Source organism: uncultured Sneathiella sp. (assembly GCF_963976355.1).
Classification (GTDB): domain Bacteria; phylum Pseudomonadota; class Alphaproteobacteria; order Sneathiellales; family Sneathiellaceae; genus Sneathiella.
Genome location: NZ_CAXBKA010000007.1, coordinates 1 through 26772, shown reverse-complemented (window position 1 = coordinate 26772; position 26772 = coordinate 1). Strand labels below are relative to the sequence as shown.

Here is a 26772-nt window from a genome sequence, read left to right as displayed (position 1 = left end):
AGACCAGATCGGCACCCGTTCAAAATTCAACACAATAGCGTTGGCATTTGGATGAAGTTTTTATCAAGATCAATGGAGAAGCTTACTAACTCTGGCGGACATTCGATCATGAAGGAGAAGTCTTGGAGGTCCATGCTACAAAGAGACGAGATCGCTAGACCGCGCTTAAGTTATTAAAGAAAGCCATGAAAAAGTATCGCAATCCGAAAGTGATCGTGACGCACAAACTCCGTTCCTACGGAGCGGCGATGGGAGCGAGTGATGATCAAATTTAAGAGCATAAAATCCCTTCAGAAATTCGCTTCCATTCACTCATCAATCCAAAACCATTTTAATCGCGAACGCCATTTCAATAACCGCAAAAACCTCGAACTCAAACGTGAAATTGCTTATGCCCGGTGGCGTCAACTCGCAGCTTGAAAAGCAACGCCTCGTCCTTTTTTATGCCGGATCATTTTCCTCTGACAATGCCTCACCGTGGGCACGCATATCCTAAAGATCTAGAACAATTCGTCCGGCAGGCCGGGCGCAGCAAATCAGAACTTTGTCTGCGTCCGGCTTATCCATTGGCTCATCGAAATAGATAACCTTACCTTCGACCAGTTTGTAACTGCATGAATTGCATATTCCACCCCTGCACCCGAATTCCGGCATTAATCCTGCCTCTTCCGCGAGATCGAGCAATGACGCCACGCTGCCGTCCCACGCAACCGTTATTCCCGATTTAGCGAAGACAACCTCGATATTACCCTCATCCATCTTCTCGTCTGATACAGTTGGCTTCGAATTCCGCATTTTCGGCTTTGCACGAGGGTCGACATGCCCTTCAAGCGAGCTGGCATCGCCAAAGAATTCATAGTGTAATCGATCCTTGGCGACTCCGAGTTCTCGCAGATTCTGGTACATTGCCGCCATAAAAGGAGTCGGTCCGCATAAATAGACATCATAATCATCCAGAGGCAACAACGCCTGTAAGCCCTCCTTAGTCAGGATGCCTTCACTGTCAAACCGCCCGAACGCACGATCCTCTTCTGTTGGAACGCGAAAAGCCATATGAGTTCGTATACGGTCGTTTGCCGCGCCCCTTAAAACCGCGATTTCATCTGCGAAAGCCTGAACAGCGCCACATTCACAGGCATGAACAAACCAGACTCGGCGGTCACTTTTCTGCAAAGCGTACAGCATTGAAATCATTGGCGTCAGCCCCACGCCGCCGCTTAAGAGCAGTACTGGGCGTAAGCTTTGCCGGTCGAGCACAAATGCTCCTCTGGGCGCGGCAACGTCAAGTAAATCGCCAACGTATATTTCATCATGCAAATAACGTGAACCACGTCCACCCGGGGCCATTTCGCGTTTAACGGATATCCTGTATTGCCTTCGGTCCTGTGTATCGCCTGAGAGAGAATAGGCTCTGGTAACCGGCCCGATGTTTGTCGGAATACGGAACGTCAGATATTGGCCGGGCCTCGCGGGCCAGAGGTCCAGACCATCTTCAGGCTCAAGATGGAAGGATGTAATGATTGAACTTTCGGCGACCTTTTTGACCACACGAAATTTGCGAAATGAAACAGCCATGTCAACTCCAGGACCGCACTTTTTGTGTCTGTATTCCGAGATTATCGATACCAAGACGCATGATTTCGCCGCCTTTCAGATAGACCCGGGGAGATTGCCCCATTCCCGTGCCCGCCGGGCTGCCGGTAGAAATAATGTCCCCCGGCTGCAAGTTCATGAATATGCTACAATATGAAACCAGATACGGGACTTTATGGATCATCGTACTCGTTGAGTCATTCTGATAGCGATGACCGTCCACCTCCAGCCAGATCGCCAGGTTATGGCAGTTTTCAACCTCATCCGGCGTTACGAGCCAGGGGCCGATGGGTCCGAAAGTATCGCAGCCCTTGCCCTTGCTCCAAGTCCCGGACCGTTTAAACTGAAAATCACGTTCCGAGATATCGTTGACGACGCAAAATCCCGCGACATGCGACATCGCATCTTTCTCTTCTATATTGGTTCCGCCCTCTCCTATCACGACGCCCAGTTCAACTTCCCAGTCAGTCTTAACTGATCCGCGCGGTATCTGGACATCGTCATCGGGACCAATAATGGCTGAAGTCCACTTTCCAACTATAGCGGGTTCCGGCAAAGTATCCGCTCCGGTCTCATTGATCATTCCCGCATAATTCAGGCCAATACAGATAAACTTCCCAACCTTGTCGACACAGGGGCCGAGTCGAAGGCTGACCTGCGGAATACCGGGCACTTTCGGCAATGTCGCAGGATCAATCTCCTTCAGCTTTGCAAGGCTTTCCGAACCTAATGCATCACCGGCAATGTCGTTAACGGCAGACGACAAATCCCGAACAAACCCATCGCTGTCCAGCAACCCGGGCTTTTCACGGCCAGAAGGACCAAATCGCAAAAGTTTCATTTTCTAAATCCTACTAGTGTTCCATTTCAATCGTGAACGAATAACCAAAGCACAATTATAGCGTTTCCTCGGCAAACCATTGTTGTTACATCGTTTTGGGCAACCACAATACGATAGCGGGAAACAATATGACGAGGGTGAGACGAACAATATCCGCGAACAGGAACGAGACGATTCCGCGGAAGATTGTCCCCAGCGATATGTCCGGTCGGACGCCATGCATAACAAACACGTTTATACCAACCGGCGGCGTAATCATCCCGACCTCGATCACCATGATCATGACAATCCCCCACCAGATAGGATCGAAACCAAGGCCGTCGGTCACAAGTGGAAATACAAACGGAAGGGTTATAACCATGGCAGCGACTGAATCGAATATGGCACCAAGAGCGATATAAATAATAACAAGCACAAAGATGACGGCCAGAGGCGGCAGGCTGAGGCTAACTACCCAGTCAACCATGGCAGCTGGCATCCGCGTAATTGTTATGAAACTTGCGAAAATATTTGCGCCAATAATGATGGTGTACAGAATACCTACATTGTTCGCGACTTCGCTGATCGTTTTCAGGAGTGTATCGCGGGTGAGCTTTCCACGGGCAAGTGCAAACAGGAATGCCAGAAGTGTGCCTGCGGCAGCGGCCTCCAGCACGGTAAAAAATCCACCATACAAGCCGACAGTCATTATGCAGATAATGAGCATGATCCCCCAGCACCCACGGGCGACATGGCCCACTTGCGACCAGCTCTGTTTCGGGCCGGCAGGCGCCAGTCCGGGATTGCGCCGTACCGTGATCTGAATCGCAAGGTAATAAACAAAGATTGTCAGAAGTCCTGGGATTACGCCGGCGATAAAAAGCTTCACTACGAATTGCTCTGTTAGAAATGCATAGATCAGCATGATGGAAGACGGCGGTATCAAGGACCCGAGCGTGCCGCCCGCGGCAATACTTCCGGCACCCAGGCTTTGGGCGTACCCCCGACTTTCCATTTCTGGCAGTGCTATCCTCGCCATCGTTGCGGTTGTCGCAATTGACGAGCCACAGGCGGCGCCGAAGCCGCCGCAACCAGCTACCGTTGCAACGGCTAATCCCCCCCGCCTATGACCGAACAATGAATTAGCGAGATGGTATAAGTCGGCAGCCAGTCCGGACAAACCGGCAAAAGACCCCATCAGCAAGAACATCGGAATGATGATGAGTTCGGGACTCGAGATTGCGCTCGCGGTTTCCGTTCCAAGCAACGAAAAAGCAACAGCTGGATTCCCAGTCATAACATAAAATCCGCCGACGCCGACAGATCCCATCGCGATGCCGATCGGGACATGGGCCGCAATTAGGCCAAGCATCACTAGAAAGGCCAGCCAGCCAATTAAGATGGGATCCATGCCTATGATTTTCCTTCAACTTGACCCAGCAGTTCTGCCTCAGGATCCTTAAATGCGCGCTTTGCCCTGTAGTCGCGGATTACGTCTAAAACAACTGCCGTCTGGATTGGGATGCAGAAAGCCAGTAACACCGTTGCAAGAACCCAGCTCGGCCAGATGGGCAATCGCAGCAACCAAGTGGACTGGCTGTAGTGAAATAGGCTCAGGGTGTAGCGCCCGACTTCGAATGCAATTCCCAACATCACCAGAAGCGCAGTTATTTGGCCGAACAGCTCAATCAATTGGCCTGGACGCACTGGAAGCGCCTTGCCCAGAAACCTGATCGAAATGTTTTGCTTATTGGCAAGCGCGACAGGAAGGCACGAGGCCACAATTACAGGTGTAATGATTTCGAGAAGATCGTTAAGCCCATAAATGGGCATATTGAATGTTGTGCGCGAGAAGGCATCTGCAATAATGGCCACGGACATCGCCAACAGGCAAACCAATCCAATAACTGACAAATAAACCCCGATGACATTGACCATTCGAAACATTTTTCCATCCCTTTTCTGGCAATCAAACCAGCCTTTTCAGTTTGATTGCCGAAAGCTGCTTCAATTCCCGGACCGGACTTCTTCAATAGCTGAAAGAGTCTCGCGGTAAAGATTCACACCTTTTTCATTTTTGGTGTCATACTTGCTTAGAAGCGGAGTTAGGGCCGCCTTGGCTTGCTCAATTGATGCGTCCTCCCAGTCATCGACAACACCCTGGTCTGCCCCGCTGCGAAGGCGATCTATCGCTATTGCTTCCTGAATATCAAGATCTTCACCAAGTTTGCGTGTGATCCATTCACCGGAGAATTCGTCGAAGGCAGCTTTTGCTCTGGGCGGAAGCTTTTCATAGGTATCTCGCCGCATCGGGAAGATAATCGCGACAGAACCGAGTTTCAGGTCAAACAAATGATGTTCCGCCACGTCTGCAATCCGGAAAGGATGTATCAGTCCCGGCGCCATTAGTGTCCCGTCGATTAGACCCCGGCTCATGCTTTCCGCGATTGCAGGTGCCGAGATATTTCCGATCGGTACAGCACCTAAGCTACTGACAATTTCATTTTGGATTGGTCCCGCGGCGCGCAACCGCAAACCAGAAAAGTCCGCTAGAGATTTAACGGGCTTGTTCGTCGATACGCCATAGGGGCCAGAGATGATTATCCCGACAAGCATGAGATCGTCGAAATCCGAGAGGAGGCCTTTCTCATACAACTTCCATGCGGCCAGACCAGCCTCTGTATTGCTTTTCGCCAAAAAGGGCAGTTCAAAAGTCGCCAGCTCCGGAAAACGACCGGGAGAATAGGCAACAACCACTTCGGCAATATCGGCAACGCCGTTTTCAACCATGGAAAGCTGCTGGGCTGGACTGGAGCCTAGCGTACCTCCCGGAAAATGCTCGATTTTCAACGTACCACCTGAGGCTTCTGCGACCGCTTTCGCGAAGGCGGGCACTGAAACCGCATTCTGAATACTTTTAGGAGAAACGAAACTTGCCCATCGCAATGTTACCATTTCGTCTTCGGCATAAACAGCCGAAGTCATAAACACGCCAAAAAATAACGTCGTCGCGACAAGTGTAGCCATAAGATTTATAATTTTCATATTTTCCTCTTAGCCGGTTGGATACCGCCGTTAAAAGAAATGACCCATGCTAGGTATCCACGTGAGCCATTCGAAATTCAGCAAGCAGTATATTTTAAATCATGTTATAAATCGTATGAGAGGATTTTCCCAATGTCAATAGGGAGAAGTCAGCCAGGCGAACCGGCGATCAATTTAGTTTCCAAAAATATCAAAATTGGGCACCGTAAGCCATTTACCGCTGCCGCTTTTCAGCACTGCTTGCAGTTCAGTCTAACCTCCACGGCCAAACGCTTTCAGTCGATTTTTCATACAAAGGGATATGTCTTAACTATGTGAAAATATATTATATTTTCTAAAATATCTTCCATTTTTCTAAATCTTATATCGGTAAATTTACTAAGTTGGGGGACGAAGTTTATCCGTGATCAAGGTGTCGAAATAAAGCAATAAAACTGACAATTCGGCTTGAACCAAGAGAATGCAACAGTTCGAATTCCATTCAATTTTCATGTATCGGACCGTTCAAAAACTACGCCCAATCTGAAAATTTCTGTTTATTTTATACTAAGATATAATTTATAGTATGAGATAAATTTATATGAATCCCCATATTTGGATGAAGTGGATCAACAATTGGCAAACCTCGATGACTACAAGGCGACGGTAGATGTGCTGATAAAAAAGCATCAACCCTCAAGGAGCCTCGCCTATGCTTGCTGTGATCAACACGCCGCCGCTAAACCGTCGGCTCCGGCAATTATCCACGAGATGCAAGACGGACGGACGCGGATCTATTCATTCCTTGACCTGCGACGGCTTTCTATTCGGTTCGGGCATGTTTTGGAAGCTCAGGGCATCAAGCCAGGCGACCGAGTAGCACTCTTCCTCGGTCAAGGTGCGGAGCTGCCAATCGCCATGATTGCCTGCTGGCGTATCGGCGCGATACCGGTGCCAATCGCCACGGTTTTTGCCGGACCGGGACTTGAACACCGTTTGGCTCATTCCGCCTGCAAGGGCGTCGTGACCGAAGGCGTTTGCGCAAATGCCGTTCAGGATTACCTGGATAAAACCGGCGCAGGATTAACACTTTGGCTCACGGACGGAACAGCCGCGAATGCCCGGAGTTTCTGGTCCGATATCGAGGTGGCTTCTGAAAGTGCCCAATGGCCGGAGTATGGAGGGTCTACACCCGCCTTCATCATCTATACATCCGGCACAACGGGAAAGGCCAAGGGCGCGGTACATACCCATGCGGGCTGGCTGCGTGGCGCCCCTTGCATTGCCATGATGCACGGCGATCTGGGAATGGAAGGTGACAAGGCATGGGGACCGGCCGAGTGGACATGGATCGCCGGATTTAGTGGGCTCTTGCTTGGCTTCCTCTATGCCGGAAGCCCTGTTGTCGCATGGAAGATGCCAAACCCGTTCGATCCTGGACTAGTTCTCGATTTCCTATCGCGCAAGGAAGTACGCAATACTGTTCTCACTCCTACAATGGTCCGTAAAATGCGTACGGCGTCTCATCAGCCAAAACTATCCCTCCGGTCGTTGTGCTCTCTTGGAGAGCCCCTTACCCCGGACCTGTATGATTATTTAAAAAATACCCTTGGGGTAACTGCGGCCGAATCTTACGGCTTGACGGAATGCGCACCGGTCACCGTACTGCATACCGGCTTCATGCCGGAAGGCTTTGGTTCGTTGGGACTTCCCGTGCCATTGGCGGAGATGAAAGTTGTCGACGAGGATGGCCAGCAGATCGCCGATGGTGAAATAGGCGAGATCGCAGTCTCCCAAAACCATCCCATGACTTTCTCCGGCTATTGGGATGCCCCGGAGGCGACCAAGGAGAAACTCCGCAATGGATGGCTCCATACAGGTGATCTGGGTTACCGCGACGACAGGGGACTGTTCTGGTATTCGGGCCGCAATGACGACATGATCAAAAGCTCGGGCTATCGAATTGGCCCCACTGAAATAGAGGCGCGGGTCGCAACCCATGCCGCCGTTGATACCGTCGCTGTCGTTGGATTGCCGGACAAAACGCGCGGGCAGGTTGTCTCGGCGGTCATCAAGCTCAAGGCCGGCTTTGTCCCGAGTGAAGAGCTGAGCAATTCCATAATCGCCTATTGCAAAGAGACTCTTGAGCGCCACGAATATCCCCGCCGCATCGAGTTCATGGACGACATCCCGATTACGGTAACCGGTAAAGTCATGCGCAAGGTCGTCAAGGAATCGTTTCTTGCAAAGGGCTAAAACCGTCAGTCGTCACAGAAAGACGGGGTGGTTCTTTAACCAAGAACCACCTCGCGCCAGTCGGCCAACTATGACCGATATTTTCAATTAACCAATTGCGGTCAGGACATTCTTGCCGATGACCTTGCCACTTTCCTGTAACCGATGCGCTTCGATAAGGTTGGCTGCATTCATCGGGCCAAGGTTATCCGTCGCTGTGGACTTCATCTTTCCGGCATCAACGAGATCCGCGACTTGATTTAGCAATCTTTGCTGTGCGGCCATGTCTTCTGTCTGGAATATCGAGCGGGCAAACATGAACTCGATGTGAAACGAGAGGGATTTGCGTTTTATTTTCATGATATCCAGACCAACCGGATCATCAATCATGCAAATTTCGCCGCGCGGTTTGATCAGTTCAATGATGTCATCAAAATGCTGATCTGTGGCATTCAACGCGGCGACATAACGCGGCTGTAAATCGAGCTCTTTTATCTGTGCCGCGATGGGCTGGCGGTGATCAATGAGATAGTCTGCGCCCATTTCGCGGCACCATGTGCGGGTTTCCTCTCTCGATGCTGTTGCAACCACAGTAAGACCGGTAAGTGCCTTGGCTAGCTGGATCAAAATTGACCCGACGCCCCCCGCACCGCCAATCACGAGAAGAGTGTAGCCACTCCCTCCCCCTTCTGAAATCTTGAAACTGTCGAACAAAATCTCCCAGGCCGTAATCGCGGTCAGCGGCAGGGCCGCCGCATCTGCCATACTCAAAGACTTGGGTTTCCGGCCGGCAATTCGCTCGTCAACGGCATGGAATTCCGCATTCGTACCTGTGCGTGTCAAATCGCCTGCATAAAAGATCTCATCACCAACTTTATAATCCGTGACTTCGTCTCCAACAGCAACAACGACGCCAGCCGCGTCAAAACCGAGGATCTTGTGCCCCGTCTCTGGCCCGCCCCGCATCCTGACTTTCGTATCAACCGGGTTGACAGACACGGCCTCCACCGCAACTAACAGGTCACGCGAGCCTGGCACTGGTTGCGGGATTTCCACATCCTCAAGCGCGTCTGGCCTGTCAATTGGAAGACTCTCTTTAAAACCTACCGCTTTCATTTCCTTTATCTCCTGTTATCTAGTTAAGAATCTTCCGAAACGAGTTAGACTGTCAAAATGCACTTTCCGAAGACCTTGCGATTGATCATTTCCTGCAGCGACACCGGCAATTCCTCCAACGGTCGGACGACATGCTTGACAGGCTTGACGTCACCGGATGCAACAAGATCCACTAATGAGATCAAATCATCGCGTACATAGCTGTTGGAGCCAAGAATGTTTAATTCAAATGACCAGATATAACGCAAGTCCGTTTGAGGTGAGTGACCGCTGGTCGCACCGCAGGTGACAATTTTCCCGCCGCGCCGGGCAGCCTTGAGGGTCTTTATCCAGTCATCCCCTCCGATGAAATTCACGATAATGTCGGCGCCTCCACTTTCGCCGAAGACCCTTGGCTTTCCCCATAGCTTTCGTACTGCCTCCAAATAGTCGGCTTCAGATGTATTGATCACATGATCGGCACCCAAGGCCTTGAGCTTTTCCGCCTTGCTGGCGGAGGACGTACAGGCTGTTACTTCCGCCCCCATCATTTTTGCAAGCTGCACGCAACAGATACCGACACCGCCAGTCGCGCCTAAAACGAGAACCTTGTCTCCCGCTTTGACGTCGGCGCGCGTTTTCAACATACGATGCGCCGTTCCATAAGCGATAGGTAGCGCAGCGGCATCCTCAAAACTGACGGTATCGGGCAGCACTATCAAATTCTCAGCGGGCACGCACATATATTCCCTGGCTCCCCCTAACGCCGTTTCACCCAGAACACCCGCGCCATCGGGCAATACGGGATCGACAAGGACGCGGGTCCCGACGGAAGGACCGTTTTTTACACCTGGTGCATAACTCTCTATGTAACCCGCGATGTCGGCCCCGAGAATCATTGGCAAAGGTGTTTTCAGCGTCGGAATCCTAGCCAGGACCATTGGATCAAACCCGTTCAGGGAAAACGCCTTTACCCGCACCAGTGCCTCATTCCTTGCAGGCACCGGTTGGGGCATGTCAATAAGTTTCAGATTGGAAATAGGTCCGTGCTCTTCAAAGATTAAGGCTTTCATTTTTCCCACTTTTTTAGCGAATTCTACACGCACCCATAGCTTCCCCAGCGCCGGGGAAATCGTCCGTTCATCGAGAAATATTCTTGTCTTAAGATGCGGGTTTCGGGAAAGGTCAGGCAAAAGCGTTGAGATCTATCTCCTGATCTTTGGGCTTCTCTTCTCTTAACCCCAGAGCATGTTGCATGATTTGCCGTCCGGCAAGTTGCGGCCGGTCCGCGATGACATGCATTTCCCGTTCCTGAGCAAAGGTGTCTTGCGCACTTTCAAGCAGAATGCGATCCTGGGATAGAAGCTCGAACTCACCCTCCATGAAGGCGACGGAAAGCTCGTCTCCATCGGGACTTCCACCGCCTTCCAGGCCTTGGCCGATGAATTCCAAACGGCAGGAACTGTCACTTAGCGGGATCCAGCTGTAAATTGCCTTCATACGTTCGCTGGGAAGGAATACATAATTCCTGAACGGCATTTCGAATAGCCCCAGTCCGGTATCGGGGTTCTCCAGGGTTGGTGGGATTTCTATATTGCGCCCCCTCTTTTCGTATATCGCAACGCGACACCCATCGAAAATCCGTGTGCGCCAGGCGCGCTCCTTCAACCTCGGCATCTCGCCGGCGCTGGTCTTGTGCGTCGGGTAGTTCCCCGGATGAGAGAAGGCCGTGTGACTGATATCAAGCTGATTTTCCACGGCGGACATAACATTGCATTGCCAGATTTTCGTTTGCTGTACCCAACTGCCGGATTCCAGCCCGTCAATGAACGGCTTATATGTCGGAGCTTCATGCTCTCCGGCTATCCAGACCCAGATATAATGCTGCGATTCAACTGCATGAAAGCTTGAGATCTTATAGGATGGCAAGCGTCCGTTTGAACCAACGGAGGGAATATGTTTCACAATGCCGTCGGCATCATATTCCCAGCCATGATATCCACAGGCGATGCAGCCGTTCTCCAGTACCCGCCCTTTGGACAGCTTAACACCGCGATGGCAGCAACGATCTTGCAGGGCAGCCGGTTTTCCGTCTTTTGCTCGATAAACAACAATTGCCTGATCGCCAATTGTAACTGCTTTGGGTTCATGGGCCGACAATTGCGATGACGGGCAGGCTATATACCAATGATCTTTCGCTAACACATTAATCTCCTTTGATCGCATTTTCACCGTCCCACACTCAGTTCGGTGAATGAGTTGAAAACGACAAAAGTATTTCCAGCTCTTCTACGCGTCGTTCAAGTTGATTGCGGGCGCTGTCTTCCACGAGGCTCAAGAGCACAATCGCGGTTCCATATTCAGCCTGACGCCTCCAAGCCTCACCGTCCAGACTTCCTCCGACCCATAGTATCAAGGGTCCAAGCCAATTTGCTTCAAGCTGGCTCGCGACGATATCGAGGTTACGTCCGGGCTTGATCTGCCCGGCTTCGAGAGCGGCTTGCAGTCCTGCTTTCCAGTATGAGTTCGCCAGTTGAATTGCATTGGCCACACCGGTTGTAGGCGCACATAAAACTTCGCCAAAAACCGGACGATACAGCTCTGGCTTTGACGCATAATATTTGACGACTTCATCGCAATGCCTGAAAATCCCCGCAACCGGTTCTTCCTTTGGATTTTGGACGATCCGCTTCGGACTCAAATGATTGAGGCTCCGTTCGATTATCCCGTTTAGAACCCCATGCTTTGAGCCGAAGTGATTGAAAGGCGTCGCCGCACTTACCTTGGCCTGGATGGCAAGATCCCTCATGCCGAACGACAAATCACCGGTCTCAACAATAAGAGCCTCCGCGGCATCGAGAATTTTCTTGCGAAATTTCTCTCGCCGCAGCGCATAGCCATTTGGTTCTTCTTCAACGGATTTCTCAAATCCCTCTTTATTTGTATGAAACTGAGACATGTTTTCTCCCTGTTTAATCGCAAACAACTGTCATCTGAGTATAGCTTTTAATGCCCTCATCGCCCAGTTCCACCCCAAATCCTGACTGCTTGGCGCCGGAAAGCGGAAACTCCGCAGGGGAGAACCCGTGATTATTAATCCAGGCCTGCCCGCATTCCAGCTGCGAAGCAAATTCACGCGCCTTCATAACGTCACGAGACCATACTGAGCCGCCAAGGCCGAAAGGATTGGCGTTGGCAAGTTCAAGCACTTCGTCGTTATTTTCATACGAGATGACGGGAAGGATGGGGCCAAACTGTTCTTCATCGACAATGCGCGTTCCATTCGTCACGTCACGAACGATCGTCGGGGGGACAAAATAGCCAACGCGTGCCATCGGTGCACCGCCTGTCACCACGACACCGCTCGCCTTCGCGTCCTCCAGATATTCAACGACTTTTTCAAATTGCGTCCGGTTTTGAAGGGGACCCATCGTTACACCGTCCTCATTCGCGGCCCCAATCTTTACCGTATCGGTTTGCGCGATGAGGGCATCCACGAATTCGTCATAATGGTCACGTTGAACATAAACGCGCTTCGGCGCCGTGCAAATCTGTCCGCTGTTGTACATCGCCCTCTTAAAGAGAATCTGCGCGGCCTTCGCCATGTCTGCGTCCCGAAGAACGATCGCCGCGTCACTACCTCCAAGTTCCATCGTAAGTCGCTTTAAGGTCGGTGCACAGGCTGACATGATTTTCCGCGCGGTTCCGGTCGATCCAGTAAAGCCAATCTTTGCAACTTTCTCATGGGAGGTCATCAAAGGCGCAAGATCATGTTGGTCCGTTATAATATTAATGACGCCCGGCGGAAAAATTACACTCGCCAGCTTCCCGATAACCAGGGCGGACAAAGGTGTTGTCGGCGCCGGTTTCAAAACAATTGTATTTCCCGTTGAGACCGCGGAGCCAATCTTCACGCATGCCTGCACCAGCGGCATGTTCCACGGCGTTATTCCGGCAACAACGCCAAGTGGCTTGCGAAAAACTGTCGATGTCGCGCCCGAATTGCTGGTTAGATGCTCGACCGAAATTTTTATATCGGCAAAGTAACGCAGCACGGCAACCGCTGATGCGACCTCCATCCGCGCTTCCCGGGGAGGTTTCCCCACTTCACGCATCAGAATCCCGCCAAGATATTCGCTGTTATCCTCTACCGAAGCGGCGAGTGCCGACAGTAATTCACGGCGCGTTTCAACCGTAGCCTTTTTCCATAATGCAAAAGCCCGATCAGCGGACTCGATTGCTGCCTCCATCTGAATAACATCCGCCCGGGGAGACTGCGCAAAGGGTCTCTCCGTTGCCGGATCAATTACGGCATATGACGACGCGCCGGGGACGAGTTCGCCATTAATCAACAGTCTAAATTCAGACATTACATTCCTTTTCCGGCAGGCGTCGAGCCCGCGAGGTATCAACAAACGAATAGCCTTAAAGTTCTTCCATTTCCTTCTGCAAAACCATCACGAACGATCAAGCAGATTGTCTGCGCCCGCCAAAACGCCATTCACACCCTTTTTCTGCAAGGCATTTAAATACGCCGTGGCTTAACACGCATCTCCATGTTATAGTGCATGATATAAATTAATTTGTACCGCGTATCAAGTAATAATTTTTCCCGTAGAAATGCAGTCCGGAAATTTGCAGGCGAACATGAGGGGTCGGACAATGACTGAGTTACCTGAATCATTAGCTGCGCAAAGCTATGCGCTGGAAAAGGGAGCCACAACCGCGACCGAACTGGCGATGACTGCCTTACGGCGCGCAGAGAAGTGCCGTTCTCTTAATGCTTTTGTTGCGCTTGACCCCGCTATCGTGCTCTCGCAAGCTCAAGCATCAGACGACAGGCGTAACCGCGACTGCGCCTTAAGCCCGCTTGATGGATTGCCGATCGCGATTAAAGACAACTATCTGACCCGCGACTATCCCACAACAGCCTGTTCAAATGCTCGTCCCTTGGAACATTCCGGTATAGATGCCGAAATCATTGCAAATCTAAGGACAGCCGGTGCCATAATTTTTGGTAAAACAAATATGCATGAGTGGGCTTTCGGCGCAACGAATACCATTTCATGTTTTGGCCCATCCCTTAACCCGCATAATCCGTCTCACATCACCGGTGGAAGCAGTGGCGGTTCCGCAGCGGCGGTAGCGGCAGGTATTGTGCATGCTGCGCTTGGAAGCGATACGGGCGGCTCCGTAAGAATACCTGCCTCAGCCTGCGGCGTTTTCGGGTTCAAGCCTACAACCGGCCGAGCGTCCTGTCAGGGAATTTTGCCGCTGAGCCAATCACTGGATACTCCTGGCCTACTCACTACATCACTTGATGATATTGAATTGTTATTACCTTTGCTTTTCACGCCGGATGAAGGATCTACCAGCAACTGCCAGATGCCCCAGTCAGTTGAATGGGAGCGTGACCAACCGATTCGGCTCCTCAATATTACGGGTGAACGTCTGGAACGCTCAGATGAAGTCGAAAGTGCCATGCTGCAAACCCTTAATAAGGCGAGAACACCCCACCGTAACCTGGCTTTAAAAGGGTTCAAAAATTACTTTGCGGCATGGCAAACCATTTTATTATATGAGGCGGCCTTATATCACCGCCAACTTTATACGAAATGTGCCTCAAAATATTCTTCCTCGGTACGCTCCTCACTTGAAGCTGGCGCTCGTTTAAGCAAAACTGAGATTGCCCGAGCTTATCAACTTAAAGAAAGATTTTCCCGATACTTATTATCTGAAATCGACGAGTGGGATGCTTTGGTACTTCCTACACTTCCTGTTACCCTGCCTCTCATTGGTGAAATGTGGCAGGAATTTGGCGGCGTCCAAACATCAACGCAAAACAGTATGACCTGGTTCTGCTGGATTGGTAATCTCGCAAGATTACCCTGTCTGACCATTCCAGTTACCAATTCAAAGAATAATCTCCCTATCGGAATCATGCTTATGGGTAAACCAGGCCATGACGAAAGACTTTTAACAATTGCAAAGCAAATATTATCATCTTTGGGCGCCCCCTAAAATTTCCGTTAAAGTTTCTACATGGGGCACTGTCGCAGTAAATATGCTTGGGTTTTGTCACATTAACTTTGTGGCGGGAAAATTTATGATGGTCTATCTCGGTCGATGCAAAAGATCTCCTATTCCCGGGGACGCTTTCCTGCCGGCATCATTCGACATGCAGTTTGGCATTATGCGCGATTTACGCTGATCTACCGAGATGTTGAAGATTTGCTTGCGGAACGCGGGTTAGATATTTCATACGAAACAGTTCGACGATGGTTTCTGAAATTTGGCGAGCCAATTGCCAGAAACCTGAGATCCTGTCACTCTACTCCCAATAATATCTGGCACCTAGACGAGATGACCATCGTTATCCGAAGAAAGCAGTACTTTCTCTGGCGCGCTGAAGCACAGGGCGTTTAGGAATCTTCAATCGCAACCGCTTAAACAATTTTATTGGGGCGTCGCTAAAACTGTAGTTAGCTGATGTGGCAATGGCATATTTTCTTCCCAGGTGAAAATCAATGTGCCGGGTTGTCACCTACCCGGCACATAGTCATGTAATCCTTGATCTGAAAATTCCAAACCAAGACTAGACCTTTACATGTCTGGCAAGATACCTTTGACAGGATTGGCCTTCTGTTCTTCGATCATTTCGTCATGCCGCATATCACCATATTTGGCTGACAGCGCTTGCATTTCTGTGACAAATTCCTTCGCCGGATAGCCGTCAGATTCATTTTTGGCTATAAATTCATCCCAAAGTACCTTCTGTGCTGCGGCGATCTTTGCCTTATCCTCATCCGAGAATTCGATCGTAACGACGCCAGCCTCCTTCATCGCCGCTAGGGCATTGTCGATACCTTTCTGATTGAAGTCCGCATATTTCAAGCTTGCGTAACGGCCAGCGTCATACACAACCTTTTTCAGGTCATCCGGTAATGACATATAGGTTTTTCTGTTCAGCCCAAATGGGATATGTCCTGCACGGCCCAGATCCAGTGGCACGTAATATTTGGCAATCTCCTGCAGCCGAAAGGTGAGGATGCTCTCAGTAGGCACCAGAACCCCATCAATCAGACCTTGCTGAAATGCAGAGTAAATTTCAGCTGAGGGTATCGTCACCGGAGTTGCGCCAAGCGATTCCACCATTTGATTGACAGCGCCACCTGACCCACGAACTTTCATTCCTTTCAGACCTTCCAGAGAGTCAACTTTTTTGGTTGATACCAATTGATACGGAGCGCTGGCACCAGTGAAGAAAAGCTCAATCCCCATGGCCTGATACTCAGATTTCAAATATTTCGGGTACAGAACTTCACCGGCTTCGATCGTAGCGTACACGGACTCAAAGGCACCGGGCAAAAACATGCCATTCGTGAGATGAAAGCTGCTCGGCAGATAAAGCGGATAGGCTGGTGCAATATCTGTAACGTCTGTCACCAGCGCCTTGAACCCATCTTTACCGCCGTGCAGAACGCCGTTCGGAAAGGTCTCTACTTTAATACGACCCCCACTTTCCCTTTCAATAAATTCTTTAACAGGAACAGTAACTTCCGTATATGGTGCTGACTGAGAAGAGTGGTGCTGCGAATAACGTAAAGTATATTCTTCGGCCTTAGAGGTGCCAGCCGACACTGATATCGCCATGGTCGCAGCGATCAAGAGTAGTTTTTTCATGGTTATTTTCCCTTTATTGTAATTTGCTCCCTTTTTTGGTGGGAAGCATCGGAATGGTCGCATTGTTGAATCAATACTTGTTAGTTTTGAGAATTTATGTGGTTTAGCTGTCATCCGACCAACCATAGGGCAATCATCGGAAAGACGGTCAGCAGAGCAACCACAAGAAGTTCTGCCGCAACGAAAGGAGCAATCCCTTTATAGATACGGAACAAGGATATATCCGGAGAAATGGCATTCATGACGAAAATGTTCAGTCCTAATGGCGGAGTGATTAACGCTATTTCAGCCATTACCACGATATAAATTCCGAACCAGATCGGATCGAACCCATAATGCAGAATGATCGGATAAATGAATGGAACCGTCAGAATGAGCATGGCAAGTACATCAAGCGCACAACCCAGCACCAGATAGACCAACGTGACGACTGCAATAAACTGATACGGCCCTAAATCAAAAGACTGGATGAACTGAATCAGATTTTCGGTAATCCCAGTAACAGCGACAAACCGCGAAACGATGTACCCGGAGACAATGATTGTGAAGATCATCGTGCTTGTTACAATCGTTTCACGTAGCGCCAGCATTGCGATCGACAACGTCAGCTTACGTGTAATTATGCCGTAGAGAGTAACGCCGACTACTGCAATTCCAGAGGCTTCCGTCGGTGTGAAAATACCGAAGTAGATGCCGCCCATAATAAAGGCGAAAAGGGCCATTATGGGCACAGCCCCGCTCAGAGATCTAACAATTTCCTTAGCGCCGGGGCTTCCGATAGTTGGCGCTTTTTCTGGTCTCAAGACAGCCGTGAAGAAAATTACCAGGCTGAACAGCAGAACCGTCAACAGGCCTGGCACAATGCCAGCTATGAACAATTGCCCGATAGAGTTCTCCGTCATGATGCCATAAAAGATCAAGATTAGGCTCGGCGGGATAAGTATGCCAAGGGTACCTGCGGCAGAAAGGGCACCAGCTCCCAATTGAAGGTCATAATTATATTTCTTGAGTTCGGGCATTACAATACGGCCCATGGTGAGAACAGTTGCTGTGCTGGACCCGGAAATTGCACCAAAACCCGCCGAACCGAATACAGCTGCAATAGCAAGTCCGCCGGGCAAACGGCCAAGCGTGTTAGCCGTCGCACGAAAGAGACCCGCCGCAATACCCGTATGATTGGCCAGGTTACCCATAAGCACAAACATCGGAACGGTAATCAGGACAAAATTCGTCCCCTCATGTGCATAAACCATGGTCGCCTGGCTGAACGCCTGCTGAAATCCAACGACAACTGATATGCCAACAAGACCAACCGACCCGAGTGCAAATGCAATCGGCACACCAATAACAATCATTCCAATCATGATCACCATGACAATGTATCCGACGACGATTGGATCCATTTACTCTACTCCTGCTTCTATGTTTTTGTTGGGATCCGTAGCAGTTGAATGCGTGAAAATTTTCAGTAGTGTTCGTATAAAAATCTGCAGACAAACAAAGAAGAAAACAGCCATAAGCAATCCTTGGATGGGCCAAATCAACATTTCCAATTCCTCGGTTCGCTCAGAGATCAAACGCGAATAGGAAATATCTCGGTATGACTGGATTGCTAACGCGCCAAACAGTATAATCCCAGCGATCATTGATAAAAATTCGACTATCAGGCGTGACATCTTCCCCATAGCACCAAGAAGCATATCCATGCGAATGTGCTGTTCAGTATGCGTGGTGAAGCTCAGCCCTAGCGTAAAGAGCAATAGCAGCAAAAACTGGCTGGCTTCGGCGGCGGCTATTATTGGTTTTCCCACGACGTAACGCATGGTGACATCTACTGCGATTACAATCGCCAGCGATGGCAATATCAAGTATGCAGAGACGGCATTCAAAAATCGAGCAATGATCAATAGTAGTTTTTCAAGCCCTGTTGCTATCATCTCTCTACGACTTCCGCCCATATGGGACCAAGCATGCAATATTCATTGACTGCGGAGCCGGACTTCACTTCTGTCAAGGCTTGACCAGGCAGGCTTATCATGTTGATTTTGCGATTTGTCTTTTCCGGCATTTCCCCCCCTTTTATATTTTAATTTTGGATCCAAGTTTCTTGCCTTTATCGGTTTAAAGATCAGGTCGCCGTTTCCGACCGATCGGCTTCCAAATCCGTGCCGTCATACTCAATATCCTGGGAATGATACGCCCCCGTTTAAACTCATTGTCGAGCCCGATATGCGATCAGATTCCTGTGCAGCAAGGTAAAGGACATAGTCAGCGACATCGTGCGGAGTAATAAGCCCGAACGCCGCCTTCTCTCTCATCTTATCGAACACTGATTTTTTGCCTGTCAGCTCACCAAATGCCTTTGTTCCTTCGGTGATGGTGATCGCTACAGAATTCACACGAACCCCGTTCCGCGACAGTTCTCGCCCAGCTGTCCTCGCCAGATAATTCACGAATGCCCCGGATGAACCGATAATGGTTTCGGTTGGTGTAGGCGTCCGGCCTGCATCCGTCGACATCAGGATTACCTTGCCGTAACCATGTGGTATCATGACCTTGGTTGCTGCCTTCAGTCCCAAAACACGCGGGGTAATTCGATTATTAAACCCATCCACCATGTCTTGCGCTGACATATCGTTAAAGAGCATCGGTGGGGGTCTCCGCGCGCCGCCACTGCATACGGCAACAGCTACAGGTCCATAGATCTCTTCCGCGTCCCGAAATACGCTCTCGACTTGATCATAATCCATTAAGTCTGCGGCTTTGAACGTACAGCTCCCGGCATTCCCCTTACAGGCTTCCACAATTTCATCAGCAGCCTGCTGGCGAGTCCCTTGAAAAACAACGTTGGCCCCACAGCGTGTCAGCGCGTCAACAATCGCATGCCCAATTTCGCTGGTGCCGCCCAAGACGACGGTGGTGCGATCGACCAGATTATATGTTGCCATATCGGCCCTCCGAAATTCGCTCTAAGCGTCTTTGTTTTTTTTGTAATGGTCCTCGCGATCATGAGCGGCACTACTGACCCCCTTGTCGCGTTTCTCCCGCATGAAATTAAATTCATCTTCCTCATACCGGATATTGGTGCCCAATGCGTGCATCACATACCCTTGCGTAAACTGCGTATTCAGCCCAAGGGAATCATACGCAAGATGGAATGCGGCCTTGCCAAACGCTACGGCATCGCGTGGCAAGCGAACGATCCGTTCAGCCCAGTCCTCTCCCGCATCGTCCAGCAACCCTGCTGGCACAACCTTGTTGACAAAGCCAACCTCCATTGCTGCCTGAGGCGTCAAAATCTCTCCCAACATGAGAATTTCACGCGCTTTTTTTGGGCCATGGGCAAGAATGTTCCATGTTGTCATATACGCTGCGCCTGCCAGTCCAATCTTTTGTTCAGGGTGGCCGATTTTTGCAGTTTCATCTGCGATCGCAAGATCGCATGCCTCGACAAGATGTAAGCCGGCACCAACGCAATATCCCTTGATTAGCGCCAAAGTTGGCTTCACCGAAAAGCAAATATCCCTAAATTGCTCGATATGATGCTTGTCCCAATGTAATCGTGCGCGCTGACTGGGACGGCGCTTCTTGTTGGCCGGATCAAACCCATATTCCTTGCCGACCTGCGCAAGATCGTGACCGCTACAGAAGTGCTCGCCTTCGGCACGAAAAATGATCACACGAACGTTATCATCCTCTTCAGCAACGCGCATGAAAGCCATCAACTGATTGAACATTTCATACGTCAGTGCGTTGCGTTTTTGCGGCCGCTCAAACGTAATATAAGCCTTCCCGTCTTTGGCAAGGTAGGAGATTTCATCGCTGGTTTCTGCAAATAACATTTCTATTGTCCTTTGGGTGACCCATTGATATGGTCGGCGGATTCAATACGGAAGTCAATGACTAAATTTGCAGGTCAATAAGGAACTGCAAAATGGAGGAATTCTAAGTGGATCGAGTACAAGGGATGGAGCAACGCCCGCTCTCTGGGATTAAAGTAGTGGAAACATCATCGTATCTGACAGGACCCTATGCGGGGCTTCAACTGGCCGATCTTGGGGCTGATGTCGTTAAAGTGGAGCCGCCAGGCGGTGATCCGTTTAGGCGTTTTGGTGTACAAAACAACAAGCTGAGTGCGACTTGGGTTAGCAGTAACCGCGGTAAGCGATCCATGTTTCTCAACCTCAAAGATCCGGCAGACCTCGAAGTGGCCCTGGCAGAAATCGCTACTGCAGATGTTCTGATCAGTAACTGGCGCCCTCTTGTAGCCGCAAAGCTCGGCCTGAGCCGCGAAACGATCCGCGCATTGAACCCAAGAATCATCAATCTGGCGATTTCCGGTTTCGGCGATACCGGTGAAATGGCTGGCAAGCCAACATATGATTCTCTTATTCAGGCGCGAACTGGAATGTGTCAATATGGCCTGCCAGAAGCCGAACCGAGCCTGTCGCCAATCTGGATCGTCGATAAAGTGGTCGGGACTCAGGCGGCACAGGCGATTCTTGCGGCTCTATTTCAGCGCGAGAGGAACAATGAAGGTTGTGATGTTGATCTCGCCATGCTTGACGCAACCAGTTATTTTAATGTCCCCGATATGTTACAGGCGCGGATTTTCGAAGGTGACACACGGCCCATTAAACGGACGCCCACGACTATGTTCGAAACCAGTGACGGTCATATCCTGATCTGCCCTGTTAACGGCAAGCAAATGTCGAACACGTTGGACGCTATCGGAAAATCTCTACTGAAGCAGGAATTGACAAGCATCTCACATCCAGTCGAACGAACTGAGGCGTTCAATCGCGAGGTGGCTGCCGTCGTGAAAACCCGTACGAGCGAAGAATGGCTAAATCTGTTCGATTTGCATGATGTTCCTGCGGGGCCGGTATGGACTATTGATGAGCATTTGAACGACCCAGCCGTCGAGCATAATGAAATTTACAGCTTCATTGGAAACGAAGGTGATAAAATGAGAGCCGCCCGTTATCCGGCAATATTCAACGGCCAGAAGCTAACTCCGGAATATACACCGCTACGGATTGAACCCGTTGATACTGAAAAAGGATCGAAAAAATGAGTGGCTCGCTGATCGGAATCAAAGTGTTGGATTTCACGCAAATGATGGCGGGACCTCTGTGTTCAATGACTCTTGGTGACATGGGCGCAACCGTTATCAAGGTAGAGCCAGAAACCGGTGATACCATGCGCGAAACCGGACAATCGCGCTATCTTGGCGAAAGCGAATATTTCCTGGGATTGAACAGGAATAAACGCAGCCTGGCGTTGGACCTGAAAAAGCCGGAAAACGTCCGGATAATACAGGATTTGGCGAAGGATGCGGATGTTGTACTTGAAAATTTCCGTCCCGGTACGGCTGAGCGCATGGGTCTTGGGTATGATATCCTGAAGCAAAATAACCCCCGCCTCATCTATTGTTCCATGAGTGGTTTTGGTTCAAATTCAATCTATGGGGATAAGCCATCGCTCGACCCGATCATTCAGGCGCTATCGGGCTTGATGGATTTGAATGGCACGAAAGAAACCGGACCGCTTATTGTCGCCTCACCCTACGCTGATTTTCTAACGCCCATGATGGCAGTTATTGCCATTCTGTCAGCTTTGAATGCTCGTCACGGCACTGGTGAGGGTCAGAAAGTCGAAGTGGATATGCTTAAATCAACCATTTTCGGAATGAAGCCCCGCGAGCAATATACTTTGCTGCATGGTCAATATCCGCAGCGCAGCGGAAACGAGAGCGCTCAAATTGTGCCCTACAACACCTATGGCACGAGCGATAAACGCAGCCTCACCCTCATCGCCCATAATGATAAATATTGGCAAGGGCTCAGGCGTTGCCTGGAAGTCGAGCAATTTAGCAATGGCAAGCGCTTCGGTACCACGGACTTGCGACTAGAACGCCGCGAAGAAGTCGACGAACTGATCTCCACCAGGATCGCACAAGAAAGCCTTGCATATTGGGAAGATAAATTTTCGTCTGACAATGTTCTGTTTGGACCTGTCCGTACACTTGAAGAAGCCCTTAACATGCCCGAAATCCGTGAAGCGATGGTGCATGAAACAGAATTTCAAGGCGGGAAAATTCCAATTCTGGGAATTCCTATCTTTCATTCAAAAACGCCGAATGATGTTCGCCTGCCGCCACCCCTTCTCGGTGAAGCAAATGCAGAAGTTTTATTGGATGGAGGTGCAAAATGGCCGGACTAGAACTTACTTGATGTGGCATCTGAGAGCACGAGAACTTTCTTCCTGCTTGCCGCACTAAGCAATTGACATTAGCTTAGCGGGTAAGAAGCGCGTTTGTGCCATTCAGATTTTAGGTGTGATATGGACAGTTTTGAACCCGTTGGTGATAGCCGAGCTGTGGATAGCATTACATCTCAGGTCAGGAAACGTATTGAGTTGGGTTTACTCCGCCCAGGCGACAAATTACCGTCAGAGCGGGCCTTGACAACACAATTCCAGGTTAGCCGAAATACAGTTCGTGGTGCTATTCGTGCAATGGAGACAGCTGGCATAATTGAACTGAAGAAAGGCGCAACTGGGGGCGCATTCGTGTGTGAAGGATCAAGCTCAACCGTCGTGTCCAGCTTTCAGCATTTATTCGCACTCGGGACGATCCTTCCCGAGCACCTGGGGGAAGCGCGCACCATTGTGGGAACAGCCGCCGCTCGTCTCGTTTGTGAGCGTGCTACTGAAGCAGATTTAGCGGAATTGCAAGCCTGCGTATTGGAAGCTGTAGAAGCAGCAGAGGCAGGGGATATCCCACGTCGATCTAAGGCAAATTTTCGGTTTCACAAACAGTTGGCCAAAGCTTCAAAAAATCCAATCCTCGAAGTTCTGACAGATGCCGTTATCAGTTTTAACCGCAAAATGGCTGAAGAAATTGGCAGTCCGCCCAATGACATGATTATACCCTCCAGAAAGCGGTTAATGAAATATCTTCTAGCCCGAGATGCCGAGGCCGCAAGCCTCGAAATGCAAAGTAACCTTGTGCGGCTTGAAGCCTATTATCGAGAAGCGGCCAAACCAAAAGTCGCAACGAAAAATTGAATAATTTCTTCCTTCAAATTGCGCCTCACTTTTGAGGTTGAAAACTTCCCTGCAATGTCATCCTGAATAAAAAAGGCCCCCTCTTTTTTCTCATTGCTTAATGGGTCACCCTTTGATAGCTTCGGTCTAAAAATGATCCAAATAACAGAATCTGAAATTTGCAGGCAAGGAGACGGAGAATGGAATCAGGAAATGTTGATTATCACGCCATGAACGGACGTGCCTACATTACCCTAAATCGCCCAAGAAAGAAAAACGCCATGAGCAACGATATGTGGCGGCAGCTAATGACATGTTACGACATGGCGGAAGACGACGATGATGTCCGCGTTATAATTTTGCAAGGTGCGGGTGACGACTTCTGCGCAGGCCATGATTTTTCTGAAGTTGGCAATCTTACGAAAGGCGGCGGTTCCAATTCAGGCCCTCAATCAAACCGACGTCCCAGCCAACGGTCCAAGCTCGCTTTCGATAAGGAGTATGTCGAGAGATTTCAGCGTATTTTTACCTCTCTTAAACCGTCCTTGGCGTTAACCAAGGGTTTTTGCCTGGGTGGAGGCTTGTACCTTGCAGAAGCATGTGATCTCGTGATTGCTGCGGATACAACTCGGATGGGGCATCCTGAACAACGTCTTGGTCTGTCAGGGGCAGCTTATTTCGATGCCTGGGAAATTGTCACGCTGGGAGCCCGCAAAGCACGTGAGCTTCTTCTTATGGCAGAAATCTGGTCCGCTGAGGAGGCACTGAATGCTGGTCTTGTAAACAAGGTCGTCCCGCTTGCCGACCTAACCGAAAAAGGCGAGGAATGGGCGGAGAAAATCGCCCGACTTCCACGAGATGGCATCGCCATGGGCAAAGCTTCTACCACGCTTGCACTTGAGATGCTCGGCGTAAACGGCCAGTTTACCTACGGACCTCTATTGCATACTCTAGCGACTAATATCCGCTATGAACCTGGCGAGTATAACTTCATGAAAACCAAACGTGACAAAGGCGTGCGCGCCTCAACTCATGAGCGTGAGGATTTCTATAAAACACAGCCAAACGATCCTGAGATATAATTAGGGCACTGTCAGAAGAAAATAGCTTGTCTGCCAATCTATCGATTCTTACTCTCTCTGAATGACAAAAAAGAACCCCTCTCGCTATTTTAAAACCTCGCCTGAGATCATCAGCCTTGCGGTGATGATGTACATTAGGTTTCCGCTTTCTCTACGAAATGTCGAAGACCTTCTTCATGAACGGGGCGTTGATATCTGCCATGAAACAGTGCGCTATTGGTGGAACAGATTTGGTCCTTTGTTTGCCAGTGAGATCCGAAAGAAGCGTAATCATCCCTCTCAGAATTATTCAAACTGGAAATGGCACCTTGATGGAGTCTTTGTGAAGATCAATGGAGAAATTCATTACCTGTGGCGGGCCGTCGACCATGAGGGAGAAGTTCTGGAAGCCTTTGTTTCAAAGCGGCGGGATCGTAAGGCAGCCATAGTATTTCTTAAAAAACTTATGAAACGTTATGGGAGGCCAAATCAAATAGTTACAGATAGATTGCGTTCATATCGTGCCGCTATGAAGACCATCGGGAATGCAGAGATTCAAGAGATCGGCCGGTGGAAGAACAATCGCTGCGAAAACTCCCATCTACCATTCCGGCGACGAGAATACGCAATGCTAAAGTTTAGACGCCTGGGAAGCTTGCAGAAGTTTATATCTACTCACGCATCCATCCATAGTCACTTCAACCATGAACGCCATCTAACCAGTCGAGAAACATTCAAGCTTCAAAGAAATGTCGCACTGGCTGAGTAGCGGCAACTTAGCGTGGCATAATAGAGGCATTTTTGTGCCATTCTGCGCTATATGGAGACGCGGTCGCATTAGTCTGACAGCACCGTATAGAGGCTAAACTGGTGATTGCCGGTCATGCCAGTACCCATCAGCCTGATCCGGATCTCTGTCGTCTGATTGCCAAGGCCAGGCATTGGTTTGATCAACTAGCATCAGGAGAGGCAAAGTCTGTTCAGGAAATTGCTTCTCGTGAACCTGTATTCGTTACCGAGATTAGCAGGGTTCTTCCGCTGGCATTTTTGTCGCCGAAAATCGTTGAAGACATATTGGCAGGCCGTCAGCCGGAAACCTTGACGGTCAGGCAGCTTCAACGACTACGCTCCCTCGCATTTGACTGGAAAGCTCAGCGAATACAGCTCGGATATCCAGCCTGACTCCAGCAGTAATATCAATGGATTGGACACGGAAAGTGGCCTGTAGAGACGAATGGGGATTAGCGGTCTTATGGAGCCACTCCAAGCGTCTCTGAGATCACAGTATAACCTCGAAGCCGCGGAACTGCGGGGTTCAGAGGCGAACCTGGATTGGTCTCAGGTTCGCCTCAGATCAAGTGGTGGAGTTAGCAGTCTCATGCGAACCCGTCTCTGCCATTTTCCCTGTTAAACAGGGAAAATACAGGGAATTTTGGCTATTTCGACGCAATTTCTGTATAGAATACGCTTTAACTACCTATTTTCATTATATCTTTATCCATAACCCCTAGCTAAGATAACAAGGAAAATTAAATTTCTATCAGGGAAATTTTTTCTGAGAACAGGGAAGCTGATGTAGTCTTTCATTGCCAATGATCGTTAATCTTGGTCCTATCCTGCCTTTGAACCCGGCTCGAACTCCACCTTGATCGAATAGCCCAACAATCGAGCATATTCTTCAACAGTTGCCAAGCGCGGGGAAATGTCTGAATCCACCCTTTCCAGCCGGGAAATATTACTCTTCTTTGTACCCAGTAAATCAGCCATCTGCTCTTGTGTAAGGCCAGCCTTTCTCCGTAAAGAAATCATTTGGCGCTTCATCTCAAAGGCTGATGAAAGAGCTTCATATTCAGCCTTTACTTTCAGGTCTTGTAAAGCCCTGTCCCGAAATTGTTTCATCGTTGGTCGCCTAGTCATCACTCAGAACCTCCTTCATTCGCTTCATCGCCGTATCCATCTGCCGCTTTGGTATCTTGTTTGCCTTCTTAATCACAGTAATCAGAATTACAATTTCCTTGCCTTTCACCGCACAAAACACCGAACGGGAAATGCCCTCTTTGCCTTTGGTCCGGATTTCAAAAAGACCTTGGCCGGCTTTGTCAGAGGAAACGTGCTTGAGCGGTGTTGTCATGTAACCAAACTGTGACAATTTGTCAGTTGACAAAAATGTAGGAAAAAGTTCTGATAAATCTATGGCATCTGCTTTCTCAA

General features: G+C 49.7%; 25 protein-coding genes. 8 read left to right on the top strand and 17 right to left on the bottom strand.

Features of this window, described 5'->3' with window-relative positions; all coding sequences use genetic code 11:
- Nucleotides 1–492 precede the first annotated feature (492 nt).
- The 5 genes from AAC599_RS15370 to AAC599_RS15350 all read right to left on the bottom strand — a co-directional run bounded on the left by AAC599_RS15370 (nucleotide 493) and on the right by AAC599_RS15350 (nucleotide 5458).
- Nucleotides 493–1575, bottom strand: coding sequence for a 2Fe-2S iron-sulfur cluster-binding protein (locus AAC599_RS15370; RefSeq protein ID WP_340151286.1), 1083 nt, complete (start codon nucleotides 1573–1575; stop codon nucleotides 493–495).
- A 1-nt stretch (nucleotide 1576) separates the two neighbouring features.
- Complete coding sequence (locus tag AAC599_RS15365; RefSeq protein ID WP_340151285.1) at nucleotides 1577–2434, bottom strand: fumarylacetoacetate hydrolase family protein; 858 nt, start codon at nucleotides 2432–2434, stop codon at nucleotides 1577–1579.
- 85 nt (nucleotides 2435–2519) lie between these two features.
- Nucleotides 2520–3824 (bottom strand): TRAP transporter large permease, encoded by a 1305-nt coding sequence (locus AAC599_RS15360; protein ID WP_340151284.1) that lies wholly within the window; start codon nucleotides 3822–3824, stop codon nucleotides 2520–2522.
- A gap of 2 nt (nucleotides 3825–3826) precedes the next feature.
- Complete coding sequence (locus tag AAC599_RS15355; protein WP_340151283.1) at nucleotides 3827–4351, bottom strand: TRAP transporter small permease; 525 nt, start codon at nucleotides 4349–4351, stop codon at nucleotides 3827–3829.
- A gap of 69 nt (nucleotides 4352–4420) precedes the next feature.
- Nucleotides 4421–5458, bottom strand: coding sequence for a TRAP transporter substrate-binding protein (locus AAC599_RS15350; RefSeq protein ID WP_340151282.1), 1038 nt, complete (start codon nucleotides 5456–5458; stop codon nucleotides 4421–4423).
- Between the two features lie 615 nt (nucleotides 5459–6073).
- On the opposite strand from AAC599_RS15350, the gene AAC599_RS15345 reads away from it, so the two are divergent.
- Nucleotides 6074–7693 carry an AMP-binding protein gene (locus AAC599_RS15345; protein WP_340151281.1) on the top strand — a complete coding sequence of 540 codons (1620 nt, stop codon included), beginning with the start codon at nucleotides 6074–6076 and terminating at the stop codon, nucleotides 7691–7693.
- 87 nt (nucleotides 7694–7780) lie between these two features.
- Here AAC599_RS15345 and AAC599_RS15340 read toward each other — a convergent pair whose 3' ends face one another.
- The 5 genes from AAC599_RS15340 to AAC599_RS15320 all read right to left on the bottom strand — a co-directional run bounded on the left by AAC599_RS15340 (nucleotide 7781) and on the right by AAC599_RS15320 (nucleotide 13137).
- Nucleotides 7781–8788, bottom strand: a complete 1008-nt coding sequence (locus AAC599_RS15340) for a zinc-binding alcohol dehydrogenase family protein (RefSeq protein WP_340151280.1) — start codon at nucleotides 8786–8788, stop codon at nucleotides 7781–7783.
- Between the two features lie 44 nt (nucleotides 8789–8832).
- Nucleotides 8833–9840 carry a zinc-binding dehydrogenase gene (locus AAC599_RS15335; protein WP_340151279.1) on the bottom strand — a complete coding sequence of 336 codons (1008 nt, stop codon included), beginning with the start codon at nucleotides 9838–9840 and terminating at the stop codon, nucleotides 8833–8835.
- Between the two features lie 112 nt (nucleotides 9841–9952).
- Nucleotides 9953–10972, bottom strand: a complete 1020-nt coding sequence (locus AAC599_RS15330; RefSeq protein ID WP_340151278.1) for an aromatic ring-hydroxylating dioxygenase subunit alpha — start codon at nucleotides 10970–10972, stop codon at nucleotides 9953–9955.
- A 37-nt stretch (nucleotides 10973–11009) separates the two neighbouring features.
- On the bottom strand, nucleotides 11010–11726 hold the full coding sequence (locus AAC599_RS15325; protein ID WP_340151277.1) for a TetR/AcrR family transcriptional regulator: 717 nt from the start codon (nucleotides 11724–11726) through the stop codon (nucleotides 11010–11012).
- 13 nt (nucleotides 11727–11739) lie between these two features.
- Entirely contained in the window at nucleotides 11740–13137 is a 1398-nt protein-coding gene (locus AAC599_RS15320) for an aldehyde dehydrogenase family protein (RefSeq protein ID WP_340151276.1), read from the bottom strand.
- A gap of 292 nt (nucleotides 13138–13429) precedes the next feature.
- On the opposite strand from AAC599_RS15320, the gene AAC599_RS15315 reads away from it, so the two are divergent.
- Nucleotides 13430–14788 carry an amidase gene (locus AAC599_RS15315; RefSeq protein WP_340151275.1) on the top strand — a complete coding sequence of 453 codons (1359 nt, stop codon included), beginning with the start codon at nucleotides 13430–13432 and terminating at the stop codon, nucleotides 14786–14788.
- Nucleotides 14789–15370: 582 nt separating this feature from the next.
- Here AAC599_RS15315 and dctP read toward each other — a convergent pair.
- From dctP to AAC599_RS15290, 5 genes are all read right to left on the bottom strand, one after another.
- A complete protein-coding gene (gene dctP, locus AAC599_RS15310; protein WP_340151274.1) occupies nucleotides 15371–16450 on the bottom strand; it encodes a TRAP transporter substrate-binding protein DctP in 1080 nt (359 codons plus the stop codon).
- 110 nt (nucleotides 16451–16560) lie between these two features.
- Entirely contained in the window at nucleotides 16561–17853 is a 1293-nt protein-coding gene (locus AAC599_RS15305; RefSeq protein WP_340151273.1) for a TRAP transporter large permease, read from the bottom strand.
- Nucleotides 17854–18387, bottom strand: a complete 534-nt coding sequence (locus AAC599_RS15300; protein ID WP_340151272.1) for a TRAP transporter small permease — start codon at nucleotides 18385–18387, stop codon at nucleotides 17854–17856.
- Nucleotides 18388–18627: 240 nt separating this feature from the next.
- A complete protein-coding gene (locus AAC599_RS15295) occupies nucleotides 18628–19398 on the bottom strand; it encodes an SDR family oxidoreductase (protein WP_340151271.1) in 771 nt (256 codons plus the stop codon).
- 21 nt (nucleotides 19399–19419) lie between these two features.
- The gene (locus tag AAC599_RS15290) at nucleotides 19420–20292 is read right to left on the bottom strand and encodes an enoyl-CoA hydratase/isomerase family protein (protein ID WP_340151270.1); all 873 of its coding nucleotides are present in this window, start codon (nucleotides 20290–20292) and stop codon (nucleotides 19420–19422) included.
- A 107-nt stretch (nucleotides 20293–20399) separates the two neighbouring features.
- Between AAC599_RS15290 and AAC599_RS15285 the strand changes: the two genes are divergently transcribed.
- From AAC599_RS15285 to AAC599_RS15260, 6 genes are all read left to right on the top strand, one after another.
- Nucleotides 20400–21527 (top strand): CoA transferase, encoded by a 1128-nt coding sequence (locus AAC599_RS15285; protein ID WP_340151269.1) that lies wholly within the window; start codon nucleotides 20400–20402, stop codon nucleotides 21525–21527.
- Nucleotides 21524–22675 carry a CoA transferase gene (locus AAC599_RS15280; RefSeq protein WP_340151268.1) on the top strand — a complete coding sequence of 384 codons (1152 nt, stop codon included), beginning with the start codon at nucleotides 21524–21526 and terminating at the stop codon, nucleotides 22673–22675. Before AAC599_RS15285 ends, AAC599_RS15280 begins: the two co-directional genes overlap by 4 nt.
- A 120-nt stretch (nucleotides 22676–22795) precedes the next feature.
- The gene (locus tag AAC599_RS15275; protein ID WP_340151267.1) at nucleotides 22796–23521 is read left to right on the top strand and encodes an FCD domain-containing protein; all 726 of its coding nucleotides are present in this window, start codon (nucleotides 22796–22798) and stop codon (nucleotides 23519–23521) included.
- 179 nt (nucleotides 23522–23700) lie between these two features.
- Nucleotides 23701–24582: an enoyl-CoA hydratase/isomerase family protein gene (locus tag AAC599_RS15270; protein WP_340151266.1), complete on the top strand. Its 882-nt coding sequence runs from the start codon at nucleotides 23701–23703 to the stop codon at nucleotides 24580–24582.
- A gap of 61 nt (nucleotides 24583–24643) precedes the next feature.
- Nucleotides 24644–25330, top strand: a complete 687-nt coding sequence (locus tag AAC599_RS15265) for an IS6 family transposase (RefSeq protein ID WP_340151265.1) — start codon at nucleotides 24644–24646, stop codon at nucleotides 25328–25330.
- A 101-nt stretch (nucleotides 25331–25431) separates the two neighbouring features.
- A complete protein-coding gene (locus tag AAC599_RS15260) occupies nucleotides 25432–25743 on the top strand; it encodes a hypothetical protein (protein WP_340151264.1) in 312 nt (103 codons plus the stop codon).
- 429 nt (nucleotides 25744–26172) lie between these two features.
- Here the strand turns inward: AAC599_RS15260 and AAC599_RS15255 are convergent, their stop codons facing one another.
- On the bottom strand, nucleotides 26173–26460 hold the full coding sequence (locus tag AAC599_RS15255) for a helix-turn-helix transcriptional regulator (protein ID WP_340151263.1): 288 nt from the start codon (nucleotides 26458–26460) through the stop codon (nucleotides 26173–26175).
- Between the two features lie 10 nt (nucleotides 26461–26470).
- The coding region (locus AAC599_RS15250; protein ID WP_340151262.1) for a type II toxin-antitoxin system RelE/ParE family toxin at nucleotides 26471–26772 on the bottom strand (302 nt) is incomplete at its 5' end.